The following is a 20,293-nucleotide window of genomic DNA, read 5'->3' on the forward strand; positions in this document are numbered from 1 at the left end:
TTGATCCTGTTATTGACCGCGGCGTTACTTGTTCGCGGCCTTCAGGCGCGTGGTATGCCGGAGGGATTCTTCGGTGCTGGTGGAACGCAGCGCGGCGTCGACCAGCGCCTGCTGTTGTTCCTGGTGCATCTGGGCGATACCCGTGGCGGGAGCGGCCGCCGGAGCGCGGCCTGCGTACAGCAGCTGATGATCCTTCGACAGCGACTCCTGCAAACGATGGCGAATCTGGTACCAGGCGCCCTGATTCTGCGGCTCCTCCTGACACCAGACGATTTCCTTGGCATTCGGATACTTCTTGACGATCGCCGCGTACTCTTCCGCCGGGAACGGGTACAGCTGTTCGACGCGCACGATCGCGACGTTGTGCAAGCCGTCGCCACGACGCGAGTCGAGCAGGTCGAAATAAACCTTGCCGGAGCAGAACACGACGCGCGTGACCTTGCTCGCCTGAATGTCGTCGACCTCGTCGATGACGGTGCGGAACGAGCCCTGCGTCAGATCGTCGAGCTGCGACACCGACAGCTTGTGACGCAGCAGGCTCTTCGGCGACATGATGATGAGCGGCTTGCGGAAGTTCTGTTTCATCTGCCGACGCAGCATGTGGAACATCTGCGCCGGCGTCGAGGGCACGCACACCTGCATGTTCTGCTCGGCGCACAACTGCAGGAAGCGCTCCAGGCGCCCCGAGGAATGTTCCGGACCCTGGCCTTCATAGCCGTGCGGCAACATCATGGTCAAACCGCACAGCCGGCCCCACTTCGCTTCGCCGGAGCTGATGAACTGGTCGATGATGACTTGCGCGCCGTTGACGAAGTCGCCGAACTGAGCTTCCCAGATCGTCAGGCTGTTCGGTTCGGTGGTCGAGAAGCCGTACTCGAAGCCGAGCACCGCCTCTTCCGACAGGAACGAGTCGTACACATCGAAGCGCGGCTGGCTCGGCGCCAGGTGCTGCAGCGGAATGTAGTTTTCTTCGCTGTTCTGGTCGTGCCACACCGCGTGCCGATGGAAGAACGTGCCGCGGCCGCTGTCCTGACCGATCAGGCGCACTTCATAGCCTTCGGTGAGCAGCGTTGCGTACGCCAGATTCTCGGCGAAGCCCCAGTCGAGCGGCAGCTGGCCTGCAGCCATCTTCTCGCGATCCTGGACGATCTTCGCGACTTGACGGTGCAACGTCAGGTTCGACGGCAGCGTCGTGAGCTTGGTGGCGAGCTCGCGCAGCTGCTCGATGCGGACGCCCGTATTCACCGTTTCGGTGAGGTCCACGTCGTGATACTTGGTCCAGTCGACCGTGTGCTTGTTGCCGATCAAGCCGAGCGACTGCTTGGCCTGCGACTTGCCCTCGTCCATCTCGCGACGGTACTGATCGACCATCGCATCGGCATCCGCCATGGTGATCACCTTTTCGGCGACCAGGCGATCGGCGTAGATCTGTCGCGGCGTCTTGTGCGCGCGGATCTTCGAGTACATCACCGGCTGCGTGGCCGCCGGCTCGTCCGACTCGTTGTGACCCAGACGACGGTAGCAGACCAGATCGATCACGACGTCCTTGTGGAACGTCATGCGGTAATCGAGCGCGAGGCGCGCGACGAACGCCACGGCTTCCGGATCGTCGCCGTTCACGTGGAAGATCGGCGCTTCGATCATCTTCGCCACGTCGCTGCAGTACATGGTCGAGCGGGCATCTTCCGGCTTGGAGATGGTGAAGCCGACCTGGTTGTTGATGATCACGTGCACCGTGCCGCCGGTGTAGAAGCCGCGCACCTGCGACATCTGCAGCGTTTCCATCACCACGCCCTGGCCCGCGAAGGCAGCGTCGCCGTGAATCAGCAGCGGCATCACCTTGTCGCCCTTCGTGTCGCTACGGCGCTGCTGACGGGCACGCACCGAGCCTTCGACCACCGGGTTCACGACTTCGAGGTGCGAAGGATTGAACGCCATCGCGACGTGTACGTTGCCGCCCGGCGTCTTGATGTCGGTCGAGAAGCCCTTGTGGTACTTCACGTCGCCCGAGCCCTGCATGTGGTTCACGTCATAGTGACCTTCGAACTCGGAGAACAGCTTCTGCGGTGACTTGCCGACCACGTTCACCAGCAGGTTCAAGCGGCCGCGGTGGGCCATGCCGATGACCATTTCTTCGATGCCACGCAGGCCGCCCTGCTGGATCAGGTCGTCGACCAGCGGCACCAGCGCATCGCCGCCTTCCAGCGAGAAGCGCTTCTGCGCGGGATACTTGGTGGCGAGGTAACGCTCGAGGCCTTCGGCCGCGGTCAGGTGCCGGAGGAACGTCTTCTTCTCCTCGGCGGAGAAGCGATTGGTCACCCGACCTTCCTGGAAGCGATTCTGCAGCCACAGGCGCTCGGTCGAATTGGATACGTGTGCGAACTCGGCGCCGATGGTGCCGCAGTAGATCTGGCGCAGCTGAGCGACGATGTCTTTCAGCTTCATGCGCTTCGCGATCGCATCGGTGCGCGAGCCGGTGAAGAACTCGGTCTCCAGGTCCGCATTGCTCAGACCGAAGTGCGACAGCTCGAGCACCTCCGGCACGGGGCGCTTCATCAGGCCCAGGGGGTCAATGTCTGCAACCAGGTGGCCGCGATTGGAATAAACCTGCACCAGTCGAGAGACGGCGCCCTGTTTGGCAGCAGCGTCGCTGGAGACTGAGGTGGCCGCGGCAGCCGCTGCCGGAGCGCCAATCGTGTAGGCGCGCTTGGCGAGTGCATCGCGAATCGGGCCATGCGCTACGTCGCTGGCGGCGCCTGGTTTTCCGAGTCCAGCAAAGTAGTCGCGCCACTTGGGCTCGACCGATGCTGGATCAGCGAGAAACTGTTCGTAGAGGGATTCGATGTAGGGGGCGTTGCCAGCCCCGAGAGGCGTAGAGTCGAGCAAAGCTCGCAAAGAGTCGCTCATTGCGCTCGCAAGTTCCTGTTGGGACTATGGAAGATGGGGCCCGCGTTGGCCATGGACGGACATTTTAGAGGGCCGGCATTGTAGCCGAACCACGCTGCGGTTGAGAAACGCAGTGTGATAAGTCGCGTGCTTAGCGAGATCGATTTCACACCCTGACCTACTGAGCGCGTGGCTGACACCCGGTCCATCATGGGGCAATGATGGGGTCGGAGTTGCCGATTTCAGCGCTCAGGCGGCGGTATTTCGCCGGGGTGGCAGCGGGAATTTGGCGACTTTCGCCTCGATATCGCCCGTCGCCGAATTGCGACTCGTGGCGACGATGCGATCCGCACCCACCACCGTGGCGCCGGGCGGAATGTCGCGGGTCACGACGGCATTCGCGCCGATCGTAGCGCCTTTGCCGATGCGAACGTCCCCGAGAATGCGTGCGCCTGCGCCGATGGTCACGTCATCGCCGATCACCGGTGCGATATTCGGATTGCCGTCGCGGCCGCCGATCATGACCTGCTGCATGATGGTCACGCGATGGCCGATGACAGCCTGTCGGTGGAGCACGATGCCGTATGGATGCGGCATGTGGACGTCGCCAGGCAGCCGGCAATGAATGTCGCTGTTGAACAGCACGCGCACCAGCTTGCTCAACACTGGCACGTGCCGGCGACAGAAGAACAGCAGCACGTCCGTCGAGGTCGGATTGTCCTTGCTGGTATCGGGCAAACCGAGGCGTAGCGCCGTGCGACGCGCGAGTTGAGCGACGATGGCCCGCTCGGCTTCGGCGCTCAATTCATCGAGCGTCTGACTGGCATCGAGCACCACCACGTCTTCACGACGCCGTAGCACCTTGCGGTACTCGCTGCGCAGTCGTCCGGCCTCCTCCTCGGCCACTTCACGCGTCCGGGTCTGCAAAACCTCGGAGGGCACATCGAACACGAGCCACAGCTGGGGCCGCGGAACCCAGGGCAACAACCAGCGCGCCAGGCTTCTGAATCGGTCGATGCGGTAGTAGCCGGGATCGACCAGGATGTCATCGAAGTAGCGGTTCGAGACCACCATGGTCGATGCCACCAGCTTCGGACGAATGCGCCACCAATATCCCAGCCAGTAATCGGCCACGAACATCATGAGCTTGGCGATGGTGCCCAACCGGCCACGCGGCACTCGCGAATCCGGATCCACGGGCACGGGCCGCATCAGGCGCGGCCGGATGTTGATCACATGAGCGGCCGCGAACGGCGCCAGCGGCTGCGCGCCCAACTGCTCTACGACGTTGCTTCGTCCACTACCGGGCGGCCCGAGGCATGCAATCAAGAGTCCGGACGGTTCGCGCCAGCGACGCAGTTGCTCGCGCTTTCGTTGCCACCAACTGCCCTGCTTCGCCGCGTGCCGCTGGACACGCAACGACATGAAGTCCGGTCGCTGCCGCTCATTGAGCCAGCTGAACATGAAGAGCTCGTCGCCGCCGTGGCACCAGTTGTGGACCAGCTGCATATCGTGACGACGACAAAATTCATTCAACAGCGGCGGCAATAGCGGCAAAGTTTCCGCCGCCACCACGATCGTCGCGGTCAGGCTCACGCGTGAACAATCATCCTCGACTGGCTCATCCGAGACGACGTGCTCGACCTGCTCCGTTTGCAGATAACGAAGTAATGCGCCGAGGCGAGGCGCATCGGCCTCAATGCCTTTGGGCTGTTGCATATCCGTCAGAACGGCAGGTGAATGGCGCCGGTTTGCACTGCCTGCGCGGCCATCGCGAGCGCGCAGAACATCATGGCGATCCAGACGTTGAGTTGTGTTTTACGCATGGCTCTACCCTTCAATACGCGTTACGGTCGCGCCACACCAGCGAGGCGGTCCGCAACAGAATGGTGAGGTCCAGTCCCAGTGACCAGTTCCGCAGATAGTCGAGATCGTACTCGACCCGACGCTGCATCTTGTCGACCGTATCCGTCTCCCCTCGCAGCCCGTTCACTTGCGCCCAGCCCGTGATGCCGGGTCGGACCTTATGGCGCAACATGTAGCCTTCGATGACGCGGCGATATTCCTCGTTGTGAGCGACCGCGTGCGGCCGCGGCCCGACCAGGCTCATCGAGCCGAGGAAGACATTGAAGAGTTGCGGCAGCTCATCCAATGACGTGCGCCGGAGGAACGCGCCGAAGCGTGTCACCCGCGGATCGTTACGTTGAGCCTGCGTGACCGTGGCGCCGTCTTCGCACACCGTCATGCTTCGGAACTTATAAACGTTGATGGCTTCACCATACATGCCATAGCGGCGCTGGCGGAACAGAGTAGGTCCTGGCGAGCTCATTCGCACACCGACGGCAATTGCCAACAGCAGCGGCCACACCATCAGCAGCAGCAGCGACGAGAACACAATGTCGCTGGCGCGCTTGATCACGCCATCGAGTCCCGCGAACGGGGTCTCGCACACCGCCAGCATCGGAATGCCGTCGATGTCGCAAACGCGCGCCTGGATCAGATCGAACATGAAGATATCGGGCACGAAGTACACCGACGCGGTCGTGTCCTTCAGCTCCTCCAGCAGCTTGTTGACACGCTCGTCGGCGCGCATCGGCAGACAGATATAAATGTTGCTGACGGCGTTGATGCGGACGTAATTGACGATGTCGGCCATGCCGCCCAGCAATTGCTCCTGCGGCATATCGGGCAAGCGCGCGGTGTCGCGGTCGTCAAAGAAGCCTTTGAACAGACCCAGGTGCGGATGCGCCATCAGGCGCCGGGCCAGACGCGAGCCCGCCTCGTTGGCGCCGATGATGACGTGACTCTGCTGAATCTTGCCGCGCAACGCTGAAAATGCGGCGTAGCGACGCAAGCAAGCTTCGGCCAACACGACGGCGAACGGTGTAATCGCGAACCAAGTAAGAATTACCCGTCGCGAAAAAGTCTCAGTGACCTTGAACGCAAACGCCATCAGCAGCAGCGCGGCGGAGACCAGCAACCACTCGGCGAAAATGCGGTGCTGGAGCAGATTGGTGAGGCCGTTGCGAACCGAACAATCCATCACCGGCTCGCTCACCACTTGCGAGGCGATCAAAAAAGCGAGCGCCGCAAGCGCGAAATAAGCAGGCGTCAGTTCCTGTGCGAACAGAAATGCACAGAACATCAGGGTCAGCACGATGACCGATGGGTTCAGAACGTGTCTGAGTAGAGCGACAGTGGGCGGCTCCGACGTGCCGCGATGAACACGCTGACTGCGACGACGGCTCGCTGCGACATAGTCGAAGGCGTGCGCAGCAGAGCCGCGCGAATCAGCGCGGGTGTTATCTGCTTGCGGTGCTTCGCGCATGATTCGCTGATTGATACAAAATTACCACGGCTGCCAGTTAACTGGCCTTGCACCATAAAAGTTCCAGCTCGCATGGGGCGTCGGCTTGCAGACACGTCTGAAGTCAATGACACCTTGGTGACATTGCGAACGGCAATAAAAAACGGCGTGCACCCTTGGGTGCACGCCGTTCGCTTTCGGGTTCAGTAGTGCGTCAGGAACGAGCCTGGCCGAGCCCCTCTTCGATCCGGCGCACCAGCTCGACCAGCCGCGGCCGCACGTCGTTCAGCAAATAATCCTGCGAGACCTTGAAGGCCGGGGCGCCGCAGTTGATGGACATAGGCGGCAAGCCATTGCCTGGACGGAAGCCTACGGCGATGCCGTTCACATCCGGCTGCCAATCGCCGAACGAGGCGCACACGCCCAGATCCGAATACATCGCGAGCGCCTTGTCGATGCCCAGCTTCAAGCCCGGCCACGCCAGGTGATCCAGCTCCTTCAATTGATCGAGCAGATCGGCGCGCTCGGTGTCGCTGCACACCGCGAGATAGGCGCGACCGATGGCGGCCGTCGCCAGCGGCAGGCGCATGCCCACTTCCATATTTAATGAGAGCACCGCGTTGCCCTTGCAGACTTCGACGCACACCATGCTGAGACGCTGCCGCGCGCCCAACGCCACCGAGGTCCCGGTTGCGTCCGCCAGCTCCTGCATCAGCGGCCGGGCGAGATCGCGCACTTCGAAGCGGCCGAGCACCGCGCTGCCGAGCGCCAGCGTCGCCGTGCCCAGGCGATATTTGCCCGACTCCTTCACGTAGTGCAGGTAGCCGAGCTTGGTCAGCGTGTAGGTCAGACGGGACACGGTCGACTTGGGCAGCCGGCAGCGCTCGGAAATATCTTGATTGCCCAGCAACCGGCTGCCGCTGCGGAAGCACGACAGCACGTCCAGGCCGCGCGACAACGCGGTGACGAAATGCCGGTCCTGCTTGCCCACGTGGGGTTTCGGTGCAGCCGCTGCGTGCGCCGCTCCGCTGGTCTCGATCATGCGAGTCGTTTCTGATGCTCTGGTCGCCATGGTAGTTCCCGCCTTAATTCGTAACGGCCTGTCGTCCGATTTGAAGTATCTCGTTTGACTGTTTCTCTGAGCGCGCTTACGAAGCGCGCTAAGCCTGCGCCGCGCGCGCCATTTCAGCTTCCTGCAATTGACGCCACTGGACTTTGCCGGTCGCCGACTTGGGCAGCGCCTCGACAAATTCGACGATCCTCGGATGTTTGTAAGTCGCCATGTTCTGGCGCGTCCACTCGATGATCTCTGCTTCGCTCACTTTGCCTTTGTGAGTAGCCCGCAACACCACCACGGCTTTCACCGTCTCACCGCGATGCGCGTCTTTGGCTCCGATCACGCAGGCTTCCTGGATGGCCGGATGCTTGTACATCTGCGCCTCGATCTCGGCCGGCCACACCTTGAAGCCGGAACAGTTGATCATTCGCTTGAGCCGGTCGACCAGGAAGAAATAACCGTCCTCGTCGACGTAGCCCAGGTCGCCGGTCCGGAAGAATTTCTTGCCGTCGATGGCGAGGAACGCCGCCTCGGTGGCCTGCGGATTGCGCCAGTAGCCCTGGAAGATCTGCGGCCCGTTCGTGACGATCTCGCCCACCGTTCCCTGCGGCACTTCCTGCAGCGTGTCCGGGTCGATGACGCGCGAGTCGGTATTGAAGATGGGAACGCCCAGGCACTGACGCTTCGGCCGATCCGGCGGATTCACGTGGGTCGGCGCGATGGTCTCGGTCAGACCGTAGCCTTCGATGTACGGCGAGCCGACCAGCTGCTGCAATCGTTCGCCCACGGCAGCCGGCATGGCCGCGCCGCCGCCGGACACGCGGACGAGCGACGACAAGTCATATTGGTCGAGTTTCGGGTTCGCGAGGAAATCGATCACCATGGTCGCGATCGCGGTCCACGACATCAGCTTGTATCGCTGGATCAGCTCGGCCGCGACCTCGCGGTCCCAACGACACATCAGCACGATGGTGCCGCCATAGAACATCGGCGCGTTCATGCCACCCTGCATGCTGGTGACGTGGAAGAACGGCAGCACGACCAGCTGACTGGTATCGGAGTTGCCGCCGAACCAGAACGCATTGGTGAGCAGCGTGTGCATCACATTGCGATGAGTGAGCATGCAGCCCTTCGGCCGGCCCGTCGTGCCCGAGCTGTACGGAATGACGCAGAGATCGTCGGGCCCGACGGTTAGTGGTCCCGGCGTGCGCTTCGCCGCTAGCGCGTCGACCCACAACGTCACGCCTTGTTCCCCGATCGGCTGCCTCGGCGCGCTCACCACCTCGGGCATGCGCAGGTCCGTCGTCGGTTTGATGTAATCGCTGTACGCCGCAACGACGGTGCGATCGAGCTTGCCGAGCAGCGGCTGCAGCTGCGGATAAACTTCTTGTGCCACGAGAGCCACTTTCGCGCCGCTGTCGTGGAGGTAGTGCTCGAGCTCGGCGGTGACGCTCATCGGGTTCACCGGCACGACGACCGCGTTCGCTCGCAATACGCCGTAATAAGCGAGGATGAACTGCGGGCTGTTCTGCATCACCAGCAGCACGCGATCGCCGGCTTTGACGCCGCAATCCTGCTGCAGAAAGCCCGCCAGGCGCTCCGCCTGCTCCTTGAATTGCCCGTACGAGAGCGGCGCTTCGAAAAAGATCAGGTACGGCTTGTCGGGATACCGGGCCGCGGAAACCTCCACGTTGTAGAACAGGTTGGTCGCCGGCGATGTGATATTGCGTGGCAGGCCGACAGGCCAAAAATCGAAATGCTTTTGGGACATGCTCCCCGTTCCCCCACTGGTCCTTGCAACGCCAGCAACAGCTCCTGCGTCGCGAAGCTTTGGCCAAGCTCCGTGCCGCAAGGCGATCCGGCACCCCTCGTCAGTTGGTCTCGGCACCCGTCGTTATTCCACAATGCGGGCGACCGTTCTGCCCAAAAATTATCACATCTCGCAGTGCGCAACCAAGCCACCGGTCCGTGAAGGTATGTGAGCATATATCGCTCCGCAAGGGTCACTCCGGCGGAATGTCTGGACTGACAGCGCGAGACCACGAAAGCTGCGCCCGAGTGGCGCGCGGTTGCGAATAGAAAGGTCGAGCCCCTATCATCGCGGTCTGCATCGAGAATTATTGTTCTGCACAGCAGCCAAAGCAGGTCTCCAATGGATTTGAATTTCACACCCGCCGAGCTGGCATTTCGCGACGAAGTCCGCCAATTCCTGCGCGATCAGCTCCCACAGGACATAGCGCAGCGGGTCAAGAACGGGCTTGCGCTACGCGCCGAGGACTACACCCGTTGGCAGAAAATCCTGTTTCAGCGCGGCTGGGGTGCGCCGGGCTGGCCGAAACAATTCGGCGGTCCGGGCTGGGGCCCGGTCGAAATGCACATCTACGATGAGGAAGCCGCCGCGGCCGGTGCGCCTCGGACCATTCCTTTTGGGTTGAAGATGGTGGCGCCGGTGATCATGGCGTTCGGCTCGCCGGCTCAGCAGCAGCGCTTCCTGCCGGGGATCCTCAATGGCGAGGTGTGGTGGTGCCAGGGCTACTCCGAGCCCGGCGCCGGGTCCGACCTCGCATCGTTGAAGACGCGCGCCGAGCGACAAGGCGATCACTACATCGTGAACGGCCAAAAGACCTGGAACACCCTCGGCCAATACGCCGACTGGATTTTCTGCCTGGTGCGCACCGATCCGAACGCGCCCAAGCAACAGCAAGGTATTTCTTTCCTGCTGATCGACATGAAGACCCCGGGCATCACCGTGCGTCCCATCATCACGATGGACGGCGCGCACGAAGTGAACGAGGTCTGGTTCGAGAACGTCAAAGTGCCGGTCGAGAATCGGATCGGCGAAGAAAACAAAGGCTGGACTTACGCCAAGTTCCTGCTCGGCCACGAGCGCACCAACATCGCTGGCGTCGGCGCCTCGAAGCGCGAGCTCGGCCGCTTGAAGGCCATCGCGCAAAAAGAAACAAAAAACGGTCGCCCGCTGCTGGAGGATCCGTTGTTCGCCGCGCGCGTCGCGCAGGTCGAGATGGAATTGATGGCGCTCGAGATCACGAATCTGCGTGCGCTGTCGGCCGAATCCGAGAAGCGTGCGCCCGGGCCGGAAGCCTCCATTCTCAAGATCAAGGGCACGGAGATTCAGCAGGCGCTCACCGAGCTGATGATGTATGCGGTCGGTCCGTATGCCCTGCCGTTCGAGCGCGCCTCCATCGAAGAAGGCGACCTGACCAGCGTCGCCGGCCCCGACTATGCCGCGCCGCTGGCCGCGACCTATTGCAACGTCCGCAAGGTCACGATCTACGGCGGCTCCAACGAAATTCAGCGCAACATCATTTCCCAGATGATTCTGGGCCTCTAATGAAACAGCGACTCGGGCATCCTGCCACTCGCGCTGTGGCGCAGAGGGGAAAAGGCGTGACTTTTCCCCCTGCGCTCGCCGCCTGCGGCGGCGGGCACATCCCTGTGCCTGTTGGTGGCACGTATTGAGCAAAATTTAAGGGCGAACCTCCATGGATTTCAATTTCAGCGATGAACAGCAGCTGCTGGCGGACTCCGTCCAGCGTTTCGTCCGCGACAACTATTCGTTCGAGGCCCGGCGCGCCATCCTGCAAGGCAAGGCTGGCTGGAGCCGCGAGATGTGGCAGGAGCTCGCCGGTCTCGGTCTCACCGCGATCAACGTTCCCGAAGAGCACGGCGGCCTCGGCAACGGCCCCGTGGAAACCATGTTGGTGATGAACGCGCTCGGCGAAGGCCTGGTGGTCGAGCCGTTCCTCGCCGCCGCCGTGATCACGCCGGTGTTTTTGACCCGGATTGGCGATAAAGCCGCGGCCGAGCAATTGCTCCCGAACATTGCATCGGGCGAGCGCATCGTGATCCTCGCGCATCAGGAGCCGCAGACTCGCGGTGAGATCAATCACGTCGCGACGCGCGCGGAGAAATCTTCCGCCGGCTATGTGATCGATGGTCTCAAGAACGTGATCATCGGCGGCGGAGCCGCCGACGAATTACTCATCAGCGCACGCACCGGCGGCCGCACTGGGGACACCGATGGCGTCAGCGTCTTCCGCGTCGATCCGAAGGCTGCGGGCGTCACCGTCAGGGAGTACGGCACCATCGACGGCCTGCGCGCCGCCGACATTGAACTGAAGAAAGTGACCGTGCCCGCCTCCGCTCTCGTGGGCGCTGAGGGCAAGGCATTCGCCGCAATCGAAGCGGCTCACGATCAAGCGTTGAGTGCGCTGTGCGCCGAAGCCGTCGGCATCATGAAGGCCGTGAATGCCACGACGCTCGACTACACCAAGAATCGCAAGCAGTTCGGTCAGCCGATTGCGAAATTCCAGGTGTTGCAGCATCGGATGGCGGACATGTTCCTGCACGGCGAGCAGGCCAAATCGATGAGCTATCTGGCGGCGATCAAATGCGTCGATGCGGATGCGGGCGAGCGTCGGCGCGCCTTGTCGGCGGCCAAAGTGATCGTCGGTCAGGCCGGTCGCTTCGTCGGCCAGCAGGCGGTGCAGCTCCATGGCGGCATGGGCATGACCGAGGAACTGATGGTCAGTCATTATTTCAAACGTTTGACGGCCATCGACCTGACGTTGGGCGATGCTGACTTCCACACTCAGCAGTTCATCGCCACCGGCGCTGCGTAAGCAGGCTTCGGGAGCGGGCGGCGCTGCTGCCGCCCGCTGCTACTTCAACTTATATATGAGCTTCTGGCCGCGCTCGGTCTTCGACTCCAGCGCCAGCCACTCCTGCTGCTCCGAATACCACAGATCGATCGACAGCTTCTCGCTGCGCAGCTCATAGCGGCGCGCCGGCGTCTTCACGCCGCGCACGACGATGGAGTCCGCCCCCGCGTCCGTGATCTTCACTTTCACGTGCTCGCCATCCTGTGAATTGAGCAACTGCGTCTGCTGCAGCATCGCCGGATTCCAGTACGCAAATGTCAGCACGCACTCGCCCAAGCGTTGCGTGCCTTCGAGGGTCTGCACGATGGTCGCGCCCTCGCGCCGCTGCACGTCGACACGATGTTTCTCGCCGTTGTCATCGGTGGTGGATGACAGCTTGCTCAGGCAATCGCCCTGCCAATGCTCGACGTCCCGATGCTCGTAGGTGTAGGCAGTCACGAACAGCAGCTTGACCTTCATGCGCGCCTCACTGATCAGCTCGCGCTGGCCGTCGCGATCGATCAGATCGAAGCGATGGGCGCCGATCTCCTTTTCATCGAGGAACACCCGAAAGTCCCAGGTGTGATTGGCCAGCGCGGGCCAGGGCGCTGCCAGCAACGCCGCCAGCAGGCAGCGGCGGAAAATCTTGCTCATCCGGTGCATGTCACTCGCAGTCAGGGCCAGCCTGAACGGATGTTCGACGAGCGCGCCGGTTTGGATGTTGGCCATGCTACGATGCCCGCCGTTCCAAACGGGGGGAGGCTGGTCCAAATCAGCACCGTTGGGACGTCATCGGGATGGGAGGCAGATCGTGCGTGAATGGTTGGCCACGTGGCTGCTGGCGCTGGGCGCCTGCCTGCTGGCTGTGCCGTCCTTGGGCAGCGCTGCGAACGCGGTCGTCGCCAGCGGCACGAGCCTGCAAATCCAGATGCTCGATCCGGCGGCGGGCGATGCCAGCATCGAAACCTTGAGCAGCGGCGCACTCGACCCACGCTTTCATCCATTCGATTTCGCTGCCGCCCGGGAACGAGACGGCGCATTCTGGCTGCGACTGCGCGCCGAAGAAAATTCCACGCCTGGCTCGGTGCCGACGCTGAACATCAGCAAGGGCCGGCATCTGCAAATACAGGCTTACACAGTGGCAGACGGTCGCACTGTGCCACTGCGAACGGCGACTTACCTGCCCGGCTTCCGCGGCATGCACCAGATGGTGCTCGCCCTGCCGGATCGGCTCGTCGAAGGTCAGCTGCTGTACGTTCGCATCGACCCGCAGGGTCAGGGTTGGGAAGGATTACAGTTCGGCGTCTCCACGCTCGAGCAAACTCTCGCGACCGGCGCCGAGCACGCACGCATGATCGCCATTGCGTTCGGCGCGCTGCTGGCGATGGCGTTCTCCTCGCTGCTGATCTGGCTGGTGCTCTCCGACCGCCTGCTGCTGTTCTACGCGACACTGTTCTCGCTGCAGGCGTTATATGTCGCATACCTCTCCGGCCAGGGTTTCGACTGGCCGCTGCTCGAACTGGCTGCGCCGGTCATGAGCTACACCTGGAATGTCACGGCAGCGTTGAGCGGCGCGGCTGCGTGCCTGTTCGTACGGGAGATTGCGGAGCTGCGGATCTACTCGCCGAAGGTCTATGCAATCTTCGGCTGGATGGCGATTACATTCGTCGTGCTCGCGTTCGCCAACGTCGCTCAGCACATCGGGCTCGGGGGTGTGGTTGCCGCGATCGGCAACCTGGTGTTCCTTGGATCGGCGGTGTTCACGCTGATCGTGGCCTTCCTGGCCTGGCAGCGAAACAACCGGGCCGCCGGCTGGTTCTTGATCGCCTGGGGACTGCTGGAAGGCTTTACCATCGCGACGGCGATCCGGCTGCTGGTCACCGATCCCGAGGGCGCCGAAGGGCTGCTGTATTACGGCCTGCCGCTGTCGATGGTCGCCGCGGCCGTGTTGATTGCGCTGGGCGTCGCCGATCGGCTGCGCGATCAGAGGCTCGCGCTGTCGGATGCGGAAAAGCGTGCGCAGACAGATCCCCTCACCGGCGTGCTGAATCGACGCTCACTGGTCGAACGACTCGAGGCGGCGTGTCTGCGCGCTCGTGCGCGAGGGCTGCCCATCGCCCTGTTGTTCATCGACCTCGACCACTTCAAGGAGATCAACGACACGCGCGGTCACCAGGCCGGCGACGCCTGCCTGCGCGCCGTCATCGGGCCCATCCACGCGGAACTGCGTCAGTCAGATGTCATCGGTCGCTATGGCGGCGAGGAGTTCGTGGTCATTTTGAGCAGTGCCGACATCGCGGCCGCCGGCCCGATCGCCGAGCGCATCCGCAATCGGGTCGCCGATGTGCGAGTCGAAGGCTTTGGCGAGCCCATCCGGGTGACGTGTAGCATCGGAGTGGCAACGAGCGACACCCTCGGCGTGTGGGGCGAACACCTCATCGCCCGCGCGGATGCGGCCGTCTATGACGCAAAAAGGTCAGGTCGGAACCGGGTTCAGATTGCCGGGGCACTGCCCGCCTGACAGGGGTCCAAGGTATTATTCGGACTCATGCGTGGCTCCAGCGCCCCTGACGGGGCGCCGGCACGCAGCCCATGACGAGGAACAATTTTTCAGCCTAAGCCTTGGATTTTTCAGGGGCAGCCCCACTTCTGGCGGGCGTCCCGCGGCGGCTAAGTTAAATCCGTGCCGGCCGTTTGAGGCGAACTGGCGGCGAATTGAGTGCGAATCTGACCCCCCATTGAGTCAAATTTCCCGGTGAAACCCGTGTTAGAGGCGGCCCCAGCGGCCGCGTTTTGGCATACAATCCGCGCCCCGAAAAACTCCCGCTAGCTGATCTGTCCAATTATTGGCCTTAATGGCGAGCTACGTTTTGTCTACTCCCCGTAACCAACCCCAGGAAGTGAATGTGGAACAAGCGCAACTTGAGCTGCAGTTGAAAGTTTGGAAAGAGCTTGCGATCAGCAAGCAGATTTTGATGCGGTCGGCGACCGACGCCTTGAAGCTGGATCCCAACTGCTCTCAGGAAGAACTCAAAGTAGCGCTTGACGCCGTCATCAAGAAGATTGCCGAGGCCGACTCGAGCGTCGCCACCGCGCGCCAGGAAGCCAAGCAGGCGATCGCCGAGATGGAGAAGAAGCTGCAGATCGCCGAGAAGGCTCGCGCGATCGCCCTGGCCTCCGCCGAGGAGACCCGCGTCGCTCAGGACAACGCCACGCGCCAGATCGAAATCGAGCGCGCGAATTTCACCAAAGAAATGGCGCAGATGAAGAGCGTCGTGGCCGAGAAGGACAAGACAGTCAAGGCGATCAATGCCGCGCTGGCCGATACGCCCGAGAACGTGGTGAAGAAGCTCAAGGCGCTGCGCAAGGAGAAGCAGGACGAGGCCGATGGCCGCCGTACCGCCGAGGCCAACATGGCCACCCTGCGCAAGGAAAAGCAGCAGACCGATGAGCAGCTCACCAAGGCGAACGAAAAGACCGCCAAGCTGATCACCGCGTACACCGAGACGCACGCGTTCGCGGGCAAGCTGCACGAGCAGCTCAAGCCGCTGGTCAAGGATGAGAAGGATCTGCCGGCGCTGCCCGAGCTCGACAAGAGCCTGACCGAAGAAGCCAAGGACGAGCCCAAGGGCAAGAACGGCAAGAAGTAAGCTTGCGGAGACGCGTCATTCGAACGGATGGCGCGTGCAAGCAACAGTTGCGACGCGCGGCGACCGATATTGAGACAAAGCCGCGCATCGTTCGCTAAGCCCGCGAAATCCCACGCCCGGTACGGCATAACATACGTTATGCGTCGCTGCACCCAGGCGCGCCCCGACAGGGCTTGTCGCGGCGCCGACAACAATTGTCGCCGTTCTCCTACGGAATACGGATTGTAAAACACACCGCGGCGAGCATATGGTTTGACCTCCGACAACAGCGAACAAGCGGACGGAGGTTTCTCATGTACGCCACTGTCATTCCCGCGGGAACGCTGACCATCCGAGCCGCTACTGACGACAGCATGAACTGCGAGCTGTGGCTCAACGACGACTTCGTCGGTTCGTTCCCTTCCGCCGACGCCGCGGCGCAAAGCGTGAGTCATCACAGTAGCGGCTGCGATCTGATCGATGAGAGCGGCGCGGAGCTGCCTCAGACCATCGATGCGTGGCAGTGGATCAGCGTGAGCTCGAAAGCCGCCAATCAGCCCGTGTTCTTGATGAAAGGAGCGGCGCCGGCACTTTGACTAGCTTGATCGCACTCCTCACAGCCCGCGTCGACGGGATGAAGAAATAACAGCGGGTCCATGGATAAGTATTCGAGCGCGACGCGGACAATATCGCGCGATTTGGCCAGGCGAGAATACGCCTGCCCTACCCGCCCTTCTATTTGCAGTCCCCGGGCTCGCAACCATTCGTCCGCCAAAGCGAAGCGCACGCAGCAGTGATTGTTCTCGCCGTAGTCGACCCGCGTCGGCCGGCCATTTTCGAGCACCGTGCAATAGCTCGGCGTCCGATACGGAACACCGGCGATCAGCTCCGCCAGATGCAGCGTGGTGTTTGCATCGTGCCCCACGCCGAGCAGCAGCACCTGTCCATCCAGGTCGTGCACTCGCCCCACCGGACTTGCCGGGATATGCGGCGGCAGGGGTAACGGATCGGCAGTGATGACTGCCGCCTGTGGTCCCTCGGCTGCGAACGCATGGAAGTGATCGCTACGACGCACGCCTGGCCGTCGCCAGAATGTTTGCGCGACGACGCCTAGGTCGCGGGCGCTCGGCGTCGTGAGCGCGTCGAAGGGCTCATCATCCAGTTCGGTCCATGACGGCATCACCAAGGTACCGTCGGGACCCAGCACGTCGCACAGTGCTTCGATCAATCCCAGCGGCCCACCTTCGACGGGGCGAACCTCGCGGAACGACGTGTGTACGAGTAACACGCCTCCGCGCTTCACGCCGAGGCGACGCAGCTGTGCCGCGACCTCTGCTCGACTCAAAGCTTCCGTCACGGCTTGTTACAACGTCGCGACCAGCGCACCCAACTGGTCCGCGCACTGGCCCCAACCTTCGTGAAAGCCCATTTTTTCGTGGGTCTCGCGATCCGCCGCCGACCAGTGCTGCACGCGAGCGGTGTATTTCGTGCCGCCCTCGTGATCTTCGAAAGTGACAGTCGCGACCATGAAGGCCTTCTCGGAGGGCTGCCAGGCTTTGACGAAAGCATCGGTGAACACCAGCTTCTCGTTCTTCACCACCTCGAGGAACACGCCGGGATTCCCAAATTCGTGGCCCTCCGGGCTGCGCATCACCACCAGACTGGTGCCGCCGGGGCGCAGATCGAATTCGACTTTGGCAATGCTCCACGGCGCTGGCGCGAACCATTGCTTCACCAGCTCCGGCTCGGTCCAGGCGCGATAGACCTTGGCTCGCGGCGCCTTGAAGGTGCGCGTCAAGATCAGCTCACGCTGTTCGATCGGGGTCGGTACCGGGGCAGCAAACTCGGACATGTCCTTCTCCGTTGGCGGACAAATACAAAATCGTTACGGCCCAAGAACGAGGCCGGCGCCCAGTATCCGACATTCGCTCGCGGAATTTTGTTTGCGTAGCGAGCGGCGATTGCTCATCCGCACGGCGCTTGGGCAGATCCGTATTTGCCCGAGGGGGCTTCGAAATTGTGAACTTTCTGCAGAAAAGGCGGCACAGACGCCTTTGGTGCGTATTGTGTCTTACTGCCGAAATCATCTAGCCTTTGTGTTGGCGATTTGCACCTCAAGTAAAGGCCAAGCCAATGATGCAGGCACTCGAAGAAAAGCTGAGGTCGTTGCGTCGTAGAGTGCGCCACTGGTTGGAATCAGTCCGAGAGCCGCCGGCCGACTCTGACTCCACCGCGAACCCCTGCACCGCCAACCGCTCATCCGTCAGTGACTCCGGCACCAGTGCCCGGCTCGCCCACGATCTGGGACTGCCCCACGAAGAAGTCAGTCGCATCCTGGACCGTACCGCGGCCGATCTGCGCCAGCTCTCGGAAAGCGATTCCGACGATGTTGACGCCCGCCCCATCATCGACCGGGCCGTCAGCGAGCTTGCCAAGCTCGGCTTCGAGTCACGACCCTTCGAGGAGGCGGCGATGGAGCAATTTCTGCGGGAGCTTCCGGAGCGCGATTATCAGATCCTCCGGCTGTTCAAACTCGGCGAGAAACACAGCGAGATTGCAGCTCAGCTGGACACGACCGTCGAGGAGGTGCGCAGCTCGCTGGTAAAAACCTATGCCGAGCTGCGCATGAGAATGATCGGCTCCACCGACGACGGCGGCGGCGGCGAGCCCTGCGAAGTGCCGCCCTCCATGACTTACACCAAGCCTCCCAAGCAAACCTCTCTGTACCACTCTTAAAAGAGCGCACTGCGCATTGGCCGGCACATACGCCGTGCCCGACGTCTCATATTCCGCCCTTCCCTCGATCACGCAACGCGGCTGTCATCTTCGACGACTAAGTTACGCGCCCATCCAAGGCGTGAGCTTGAGTGATCGATGCCGATCTCTGCGTCACCGTTCGAACTCACTGGACCGCTGAAGCGCGTTCCCGCGGTCGGTCCTCTCATTCTCAACGTCGCCGAGCGTGCCCTCGCGTTTCAGCGCTTGGCCAACATCCACCGCCAGCTCGCCGGACGCAACTTGTCGCCGGCGCAGTTTGCTCGAGAAGCGCTGGAGATATTGCAGGTTCGTTTCGAGCTGGAGCTGGCTCGTCTGGAACAGATTCCGAAGAACGGCCCGGTCGCGGTGGTCGCGAATCATCCGTACGGCGGCTTGGAAGGGCTGTATCTGATTCATTTGCTGCTCGAGTTGCGCCCGGACAGCAAACTCATCGGCAATCAACTGCTGCAGCGAATTCCCGAGCTGCGTGGCGCGATCATCCCCGTCGATGCGTTCGGAGGTTCACGTGCCGCGAAAGCCAACGCTCGCGGCATGCGTGTCGCGCTCCGGCACGTTCAGGACGGCGGGCTGATCATCCTGTTTCCCGCGGGCGTCGTCTCTCATTTGCACCTATCCAACGGCCGAGTGTGCGATCCGCCGTGGAACCCGACAGCCGCACGCCTTCTGCGGATGTGCGAATGCCCTGTCGTTCCGATGCACTTCGGTGGCGGCAACAGCTCCATCTTTCAGACGCTCGGACTGCTCCATCCGCGCATGCGAACCGTGATGCTGTCACATGAGCTGCTCAACAAGCGCAATCGCATAATCCCGGTCACGGTGGGTCGCCCGATCAAGGCCAGCACGCTCGCGGATGAAGCGGATGATGTGGCGCTGGCTCGCTCGTTACGATTGAGCACCTACGCATTGGAAGCTCATCGAACCGTACAGCGTCGGATCGCTCGCAGCCCGGAGCCGACGGCCGGGCCGGTCGCCGCCGCCTTGCTCGAAGCGGAGATCGCCAATCTGCCTACCGAAAACGTGCTCGCCGCCACTCAAAGCACGCAAGTAATGTTCGCTCGTGCCGAGCAGATTCCCTGGACGCTGCGCGAGATCGGCCGGCTCCGTGAGATCGCTTTCCGCGCCGTCGACGAAGGCACCGGCCGCAGCCGCGATCTCGACAAGTACGACGAGCACTACGTCCACATGTTCTCGTGGGACACGCAGAAGCGCACGATCGTCGGTGCGTACCGGATTGGCCACGTCGACGAGATTCTGGCGAAGCACGGGCGTCGCGGGCTCTACACGCATTCGTTGTTTGCTTACGGCGCGCCCTTTCTTCGCGCTGTGAGCAATGCACTGGAGCTCGGACGTTCCTTCATCGTGCCGGAGCACCAGCGCAACTTCGGCGCCCTGCTACTGCTGTGGAAGGGCATCGCTCAATATGTCGTCCGCCATCCGCGCTATCGCGTGCTGATCGGTCCGGTGAGTATGAGCGCCGAATACCGCCCGCACTCGCAGGCGCTGCTGGTGGACTTCATCAAGCGTCGCTGCTTCGATCATCAGCTCGCGCAACTGATCAAGCCGCGCCGGCCGTTCCGCCGCACACATTCTCTGGCCGCGCTGAGCGGCGACCTCGCCGGACTCGGCGACCTCGACGGCCTGTCGCAACTGATGGAAAAGATCGAGCCCGATGGCAAGGGCGTGCCGGTCCTGCTGCGCCAGTATCTGAAGCTCGGCGCGCGCGTCGTCGGCTTCAACGTCGATGCCAACTTCAGCCATGTGGTCGACGGCATGATCGTCGTCGATCTCACGCGCGTGGAGCAGCGTGAGCTCTATAAATACATGGGCCGCGAAGCCGCCGAAACGTTCCTGACCGCCACGTGAGTCGCGGCCGGACAATAAGTGACCGCGCATTCAGGGATACTCGCAATTTTCATGATCGCCCCGCGCGAAGTCGCGGGGATGTGAGCGGTTCCTCGCCGGCTCATTGCGCACC

Annotated in this window: 15 protein-coding genes; 7 read left to right on the forward strand and 8 right to left on the reverse strand. The window is 62.3% G+C overall.

The annotated features are described in order from the left end of the window. Positions 1-24: 24 nt before the first annotated feature. The 5 genes from EK373_RS30095 to EK373_RS30115 all read right to left on the reverse strand — a co-directional run bounded on the left by EK373_RS30095 (position 25) and on the right by EK373_RS30115 (position 9,021). A complete protein-coding gene (locus EK373_RS30095) occupies positions 25-2,907 on the reverse strand; it encodes a 2-oxoglutarate dehydrogenase E1 component (RefSeq protein ID WP_129648860.1) in 2,883 nt (960 codons plus the stop codon). A gap of 228 nt (positions 2,908-3,135) precedes the next feature. Next, positions 3,136-4,605 carry a hypothetical protein gene (locus tag EK373_RS33535; protein ID WP_198683759.1) on the reverse strand — a complete coding sequence of 490 codons (1,470 nt, stop codon included), beginning with the start codon at positions 4,603-4,605 and terminating at the stop codon, positions 3,136-3,138. 118 nt (positions 4,606-4,723) lie between these two features. After that, positions 4,724-6,214, reverse strand: coding sequence for an undecaprenyl-phosphate glucose phosphotransferase (locus tag EK373_RS30105; protein WP_198683760.1), 1,491 nt, complete (start codon positions 6,212-6,214; stop codon positions 4,724-4,726). Between the two features lie 193 nt (positions 6,215-6,407). Next, on the reverse strand, positions 6,408-7,265 hold the full coding sequence (locus tag EK373_RS30110) for an IclR family transcriptional regulator (RefSeq protein ID WP_198683761.1): 858 nt from the start codon (positions 7,263-7,265) through the stop codon (positions 6,408-6,410). 88 nt (positions 7,266-7,353) lie between these two features. Then, the gene (locus EK373_RS30115; RefSeq protein ID WP_129648863.1) at positions 7,354-9,021 is read right to left on the reverse strand and encodes a long-chain fatty acid--CoA ligase; all 1,668 of its coding nucleotides are present in this window, start codon (positions 9,019-9,021) and stop codon (positions 7,354-7,356) included. A 381-nt stretch (positions 9,022-9,402) separates the two neighbouring features. Here EK373_RS30115 and EK373_RS30120 point away from each other — a divergent pair, with 381 nt between their 5' ends. After that, entirely contained in the window at positions 9,403-10,602 is a 1,200-nt protein-coding gene (locus EK373_RS30120; protein ID WP_129648866.1) for an acyl-CoA dehydrogenase family protein, read from the forward strand. Between the two features lie 151 nt (positions 10,603-10,753). Further along, positions 10,754-11,893, forward strand: coding sequence for an acyl-CoA dehydrogenase family protein (locus tag EK373_RS30125; RefSeq protein ID WP_129648869.1), 1,140 nt, complete (start codon positions 10,754-10,756; stop codon positions 11,891-11,893). Positions 11,894-11,932: 39 nt separating this feature from the next. On the opposite strand, the gene EK373_RS30130 is transcribed toward EK373_RS30125, so the two are convergent. Next, positions 11,933-12,640 carry a DUF6134 family protein gene (locus tag EK373_RS30130; protein ID WP_198683762.1) on the reverse strand — a complete coding sequence of 236 codons (708 nt, stop codon included), beginning with the start codon at positions 12,638-12,640 and terminating at the stop codon, positions 11,933-11,935. A gap of 82 nt (positions 12,641-12,722) precedes the next feature. Between EK373_RS30130 and EK373_RS30135 the strand changes: the two genes are divergently transcribed. The 3 genes from EK373_RS30135 (at position 12,723) to EK373_RS30145 (ending at position 16,136) form a co-directional block, all read left to right on the forward strand. Next, a complete protein-coding gene (locus tag EK373_RS30135; RefSeq protein WP_198683763.1) occupies positions 12,723-14,432 on the forward strand; it encodes a sensor domain-containing diguanylate cyclase in 1,710 nt (569 codons plus the stop codon). A gap of 385 nt (positions 14,433-14,817) precedes the next feature. Continuing rightward, positions 14,818-15,561 (forward strand): GumC domain-containing protein, encoded by a 744-nt coding sequence (locus EK373_RS30140; RefSeq protein ID WP_129648878.1) that lies wholly within the window; start codon positions 14,818-14,820, stop codon positions 15,559-15,561. Positions 15,562-15,854: 293 nt separating this feature from the next. Then, positions 15,855-16,136: a YecA/YgfB family protein gene (locus EK373_RS30145; protein WP_129648881.1), complete on the forward strand. Its 282-nt coding sequence runs from the start codon at positions 15,855-15,857 to the stop codon at positions 16,134-16,136. Here the strand turns inward: EK373_RS30145 and aac(3)-IV are convergent. After that, complete coding sequence (aac(3)-IV, locus tag EK373_RS30150) at positions 16,094-16,897, reverse strand: AAC(3)-IV family aminoglycoside N-acetyltransferase (protein WP_129648884.1); 804 nt, start codon at positions 16,895-16,897, stop codon at positions 16,094-16,096. The genes EK373_RS30145 and aac(3)-IV overlap by 43 nt on opposite strands. Before the next feature lie 6 nt (positions 16,898-16,903). Further along, positions 16,904-17,392 carry an SRPBCC family protein gene (locus tag EK373_RS30155; protein ID WP_129648887.1) on the reverse strand — a complete coding sequence of 163 codons (489 nt, stop codon included), beginning with the start codon at positions 17,390-17,392 and terminating at the stop codon, positions 16,904-16,906. 281 nt (positions 17,393-17,673) lie between these two features. Here EK373_RS30155 and EK373_RS30160 point away from each other — a divergent pair, with 281 nt between their 5' ends. Continuing rightward, the gene (locus tag EK373_RS30160; protein WP_129648890.1) at positions 17,674-18,276 is read left to right on the forward strand and encodes a sigma-70 RNA polymerase sigma factor region 4 domain-containing protein; all 603 of its coding nucleotides are present in this window, start codon (positions 17,674-17,676) and stop codon (positions 18,274-18,276) included. A 138-nt stretch (positions 18,277-18,414) separates the two neighbouring features. Beyond that, positions 18,415-20,181, forward strand: a complete 1,767-nt coding sequence (locus EK373_RS30165; protein WP_129648893.1) for a lysophospholipid acyltransferase family protein — start codon at positions 18,415-18,417, stop codon at positions 20,179-20,181. Positions 20,182-20,293 lie beyond the last annotated feature (112 nt).

This window comes from Peristeroidobacter agariperforans, from assembly GCF_004138335.1.
In the GTDB taxonomy this organism is placed as follows: Bacteria; Pseudomonadota; Gammaproteobacteria; order Steroidobacterales; family Steroidobacteraceae; genus Steroidobacter; species Steroidobacter agariperforans.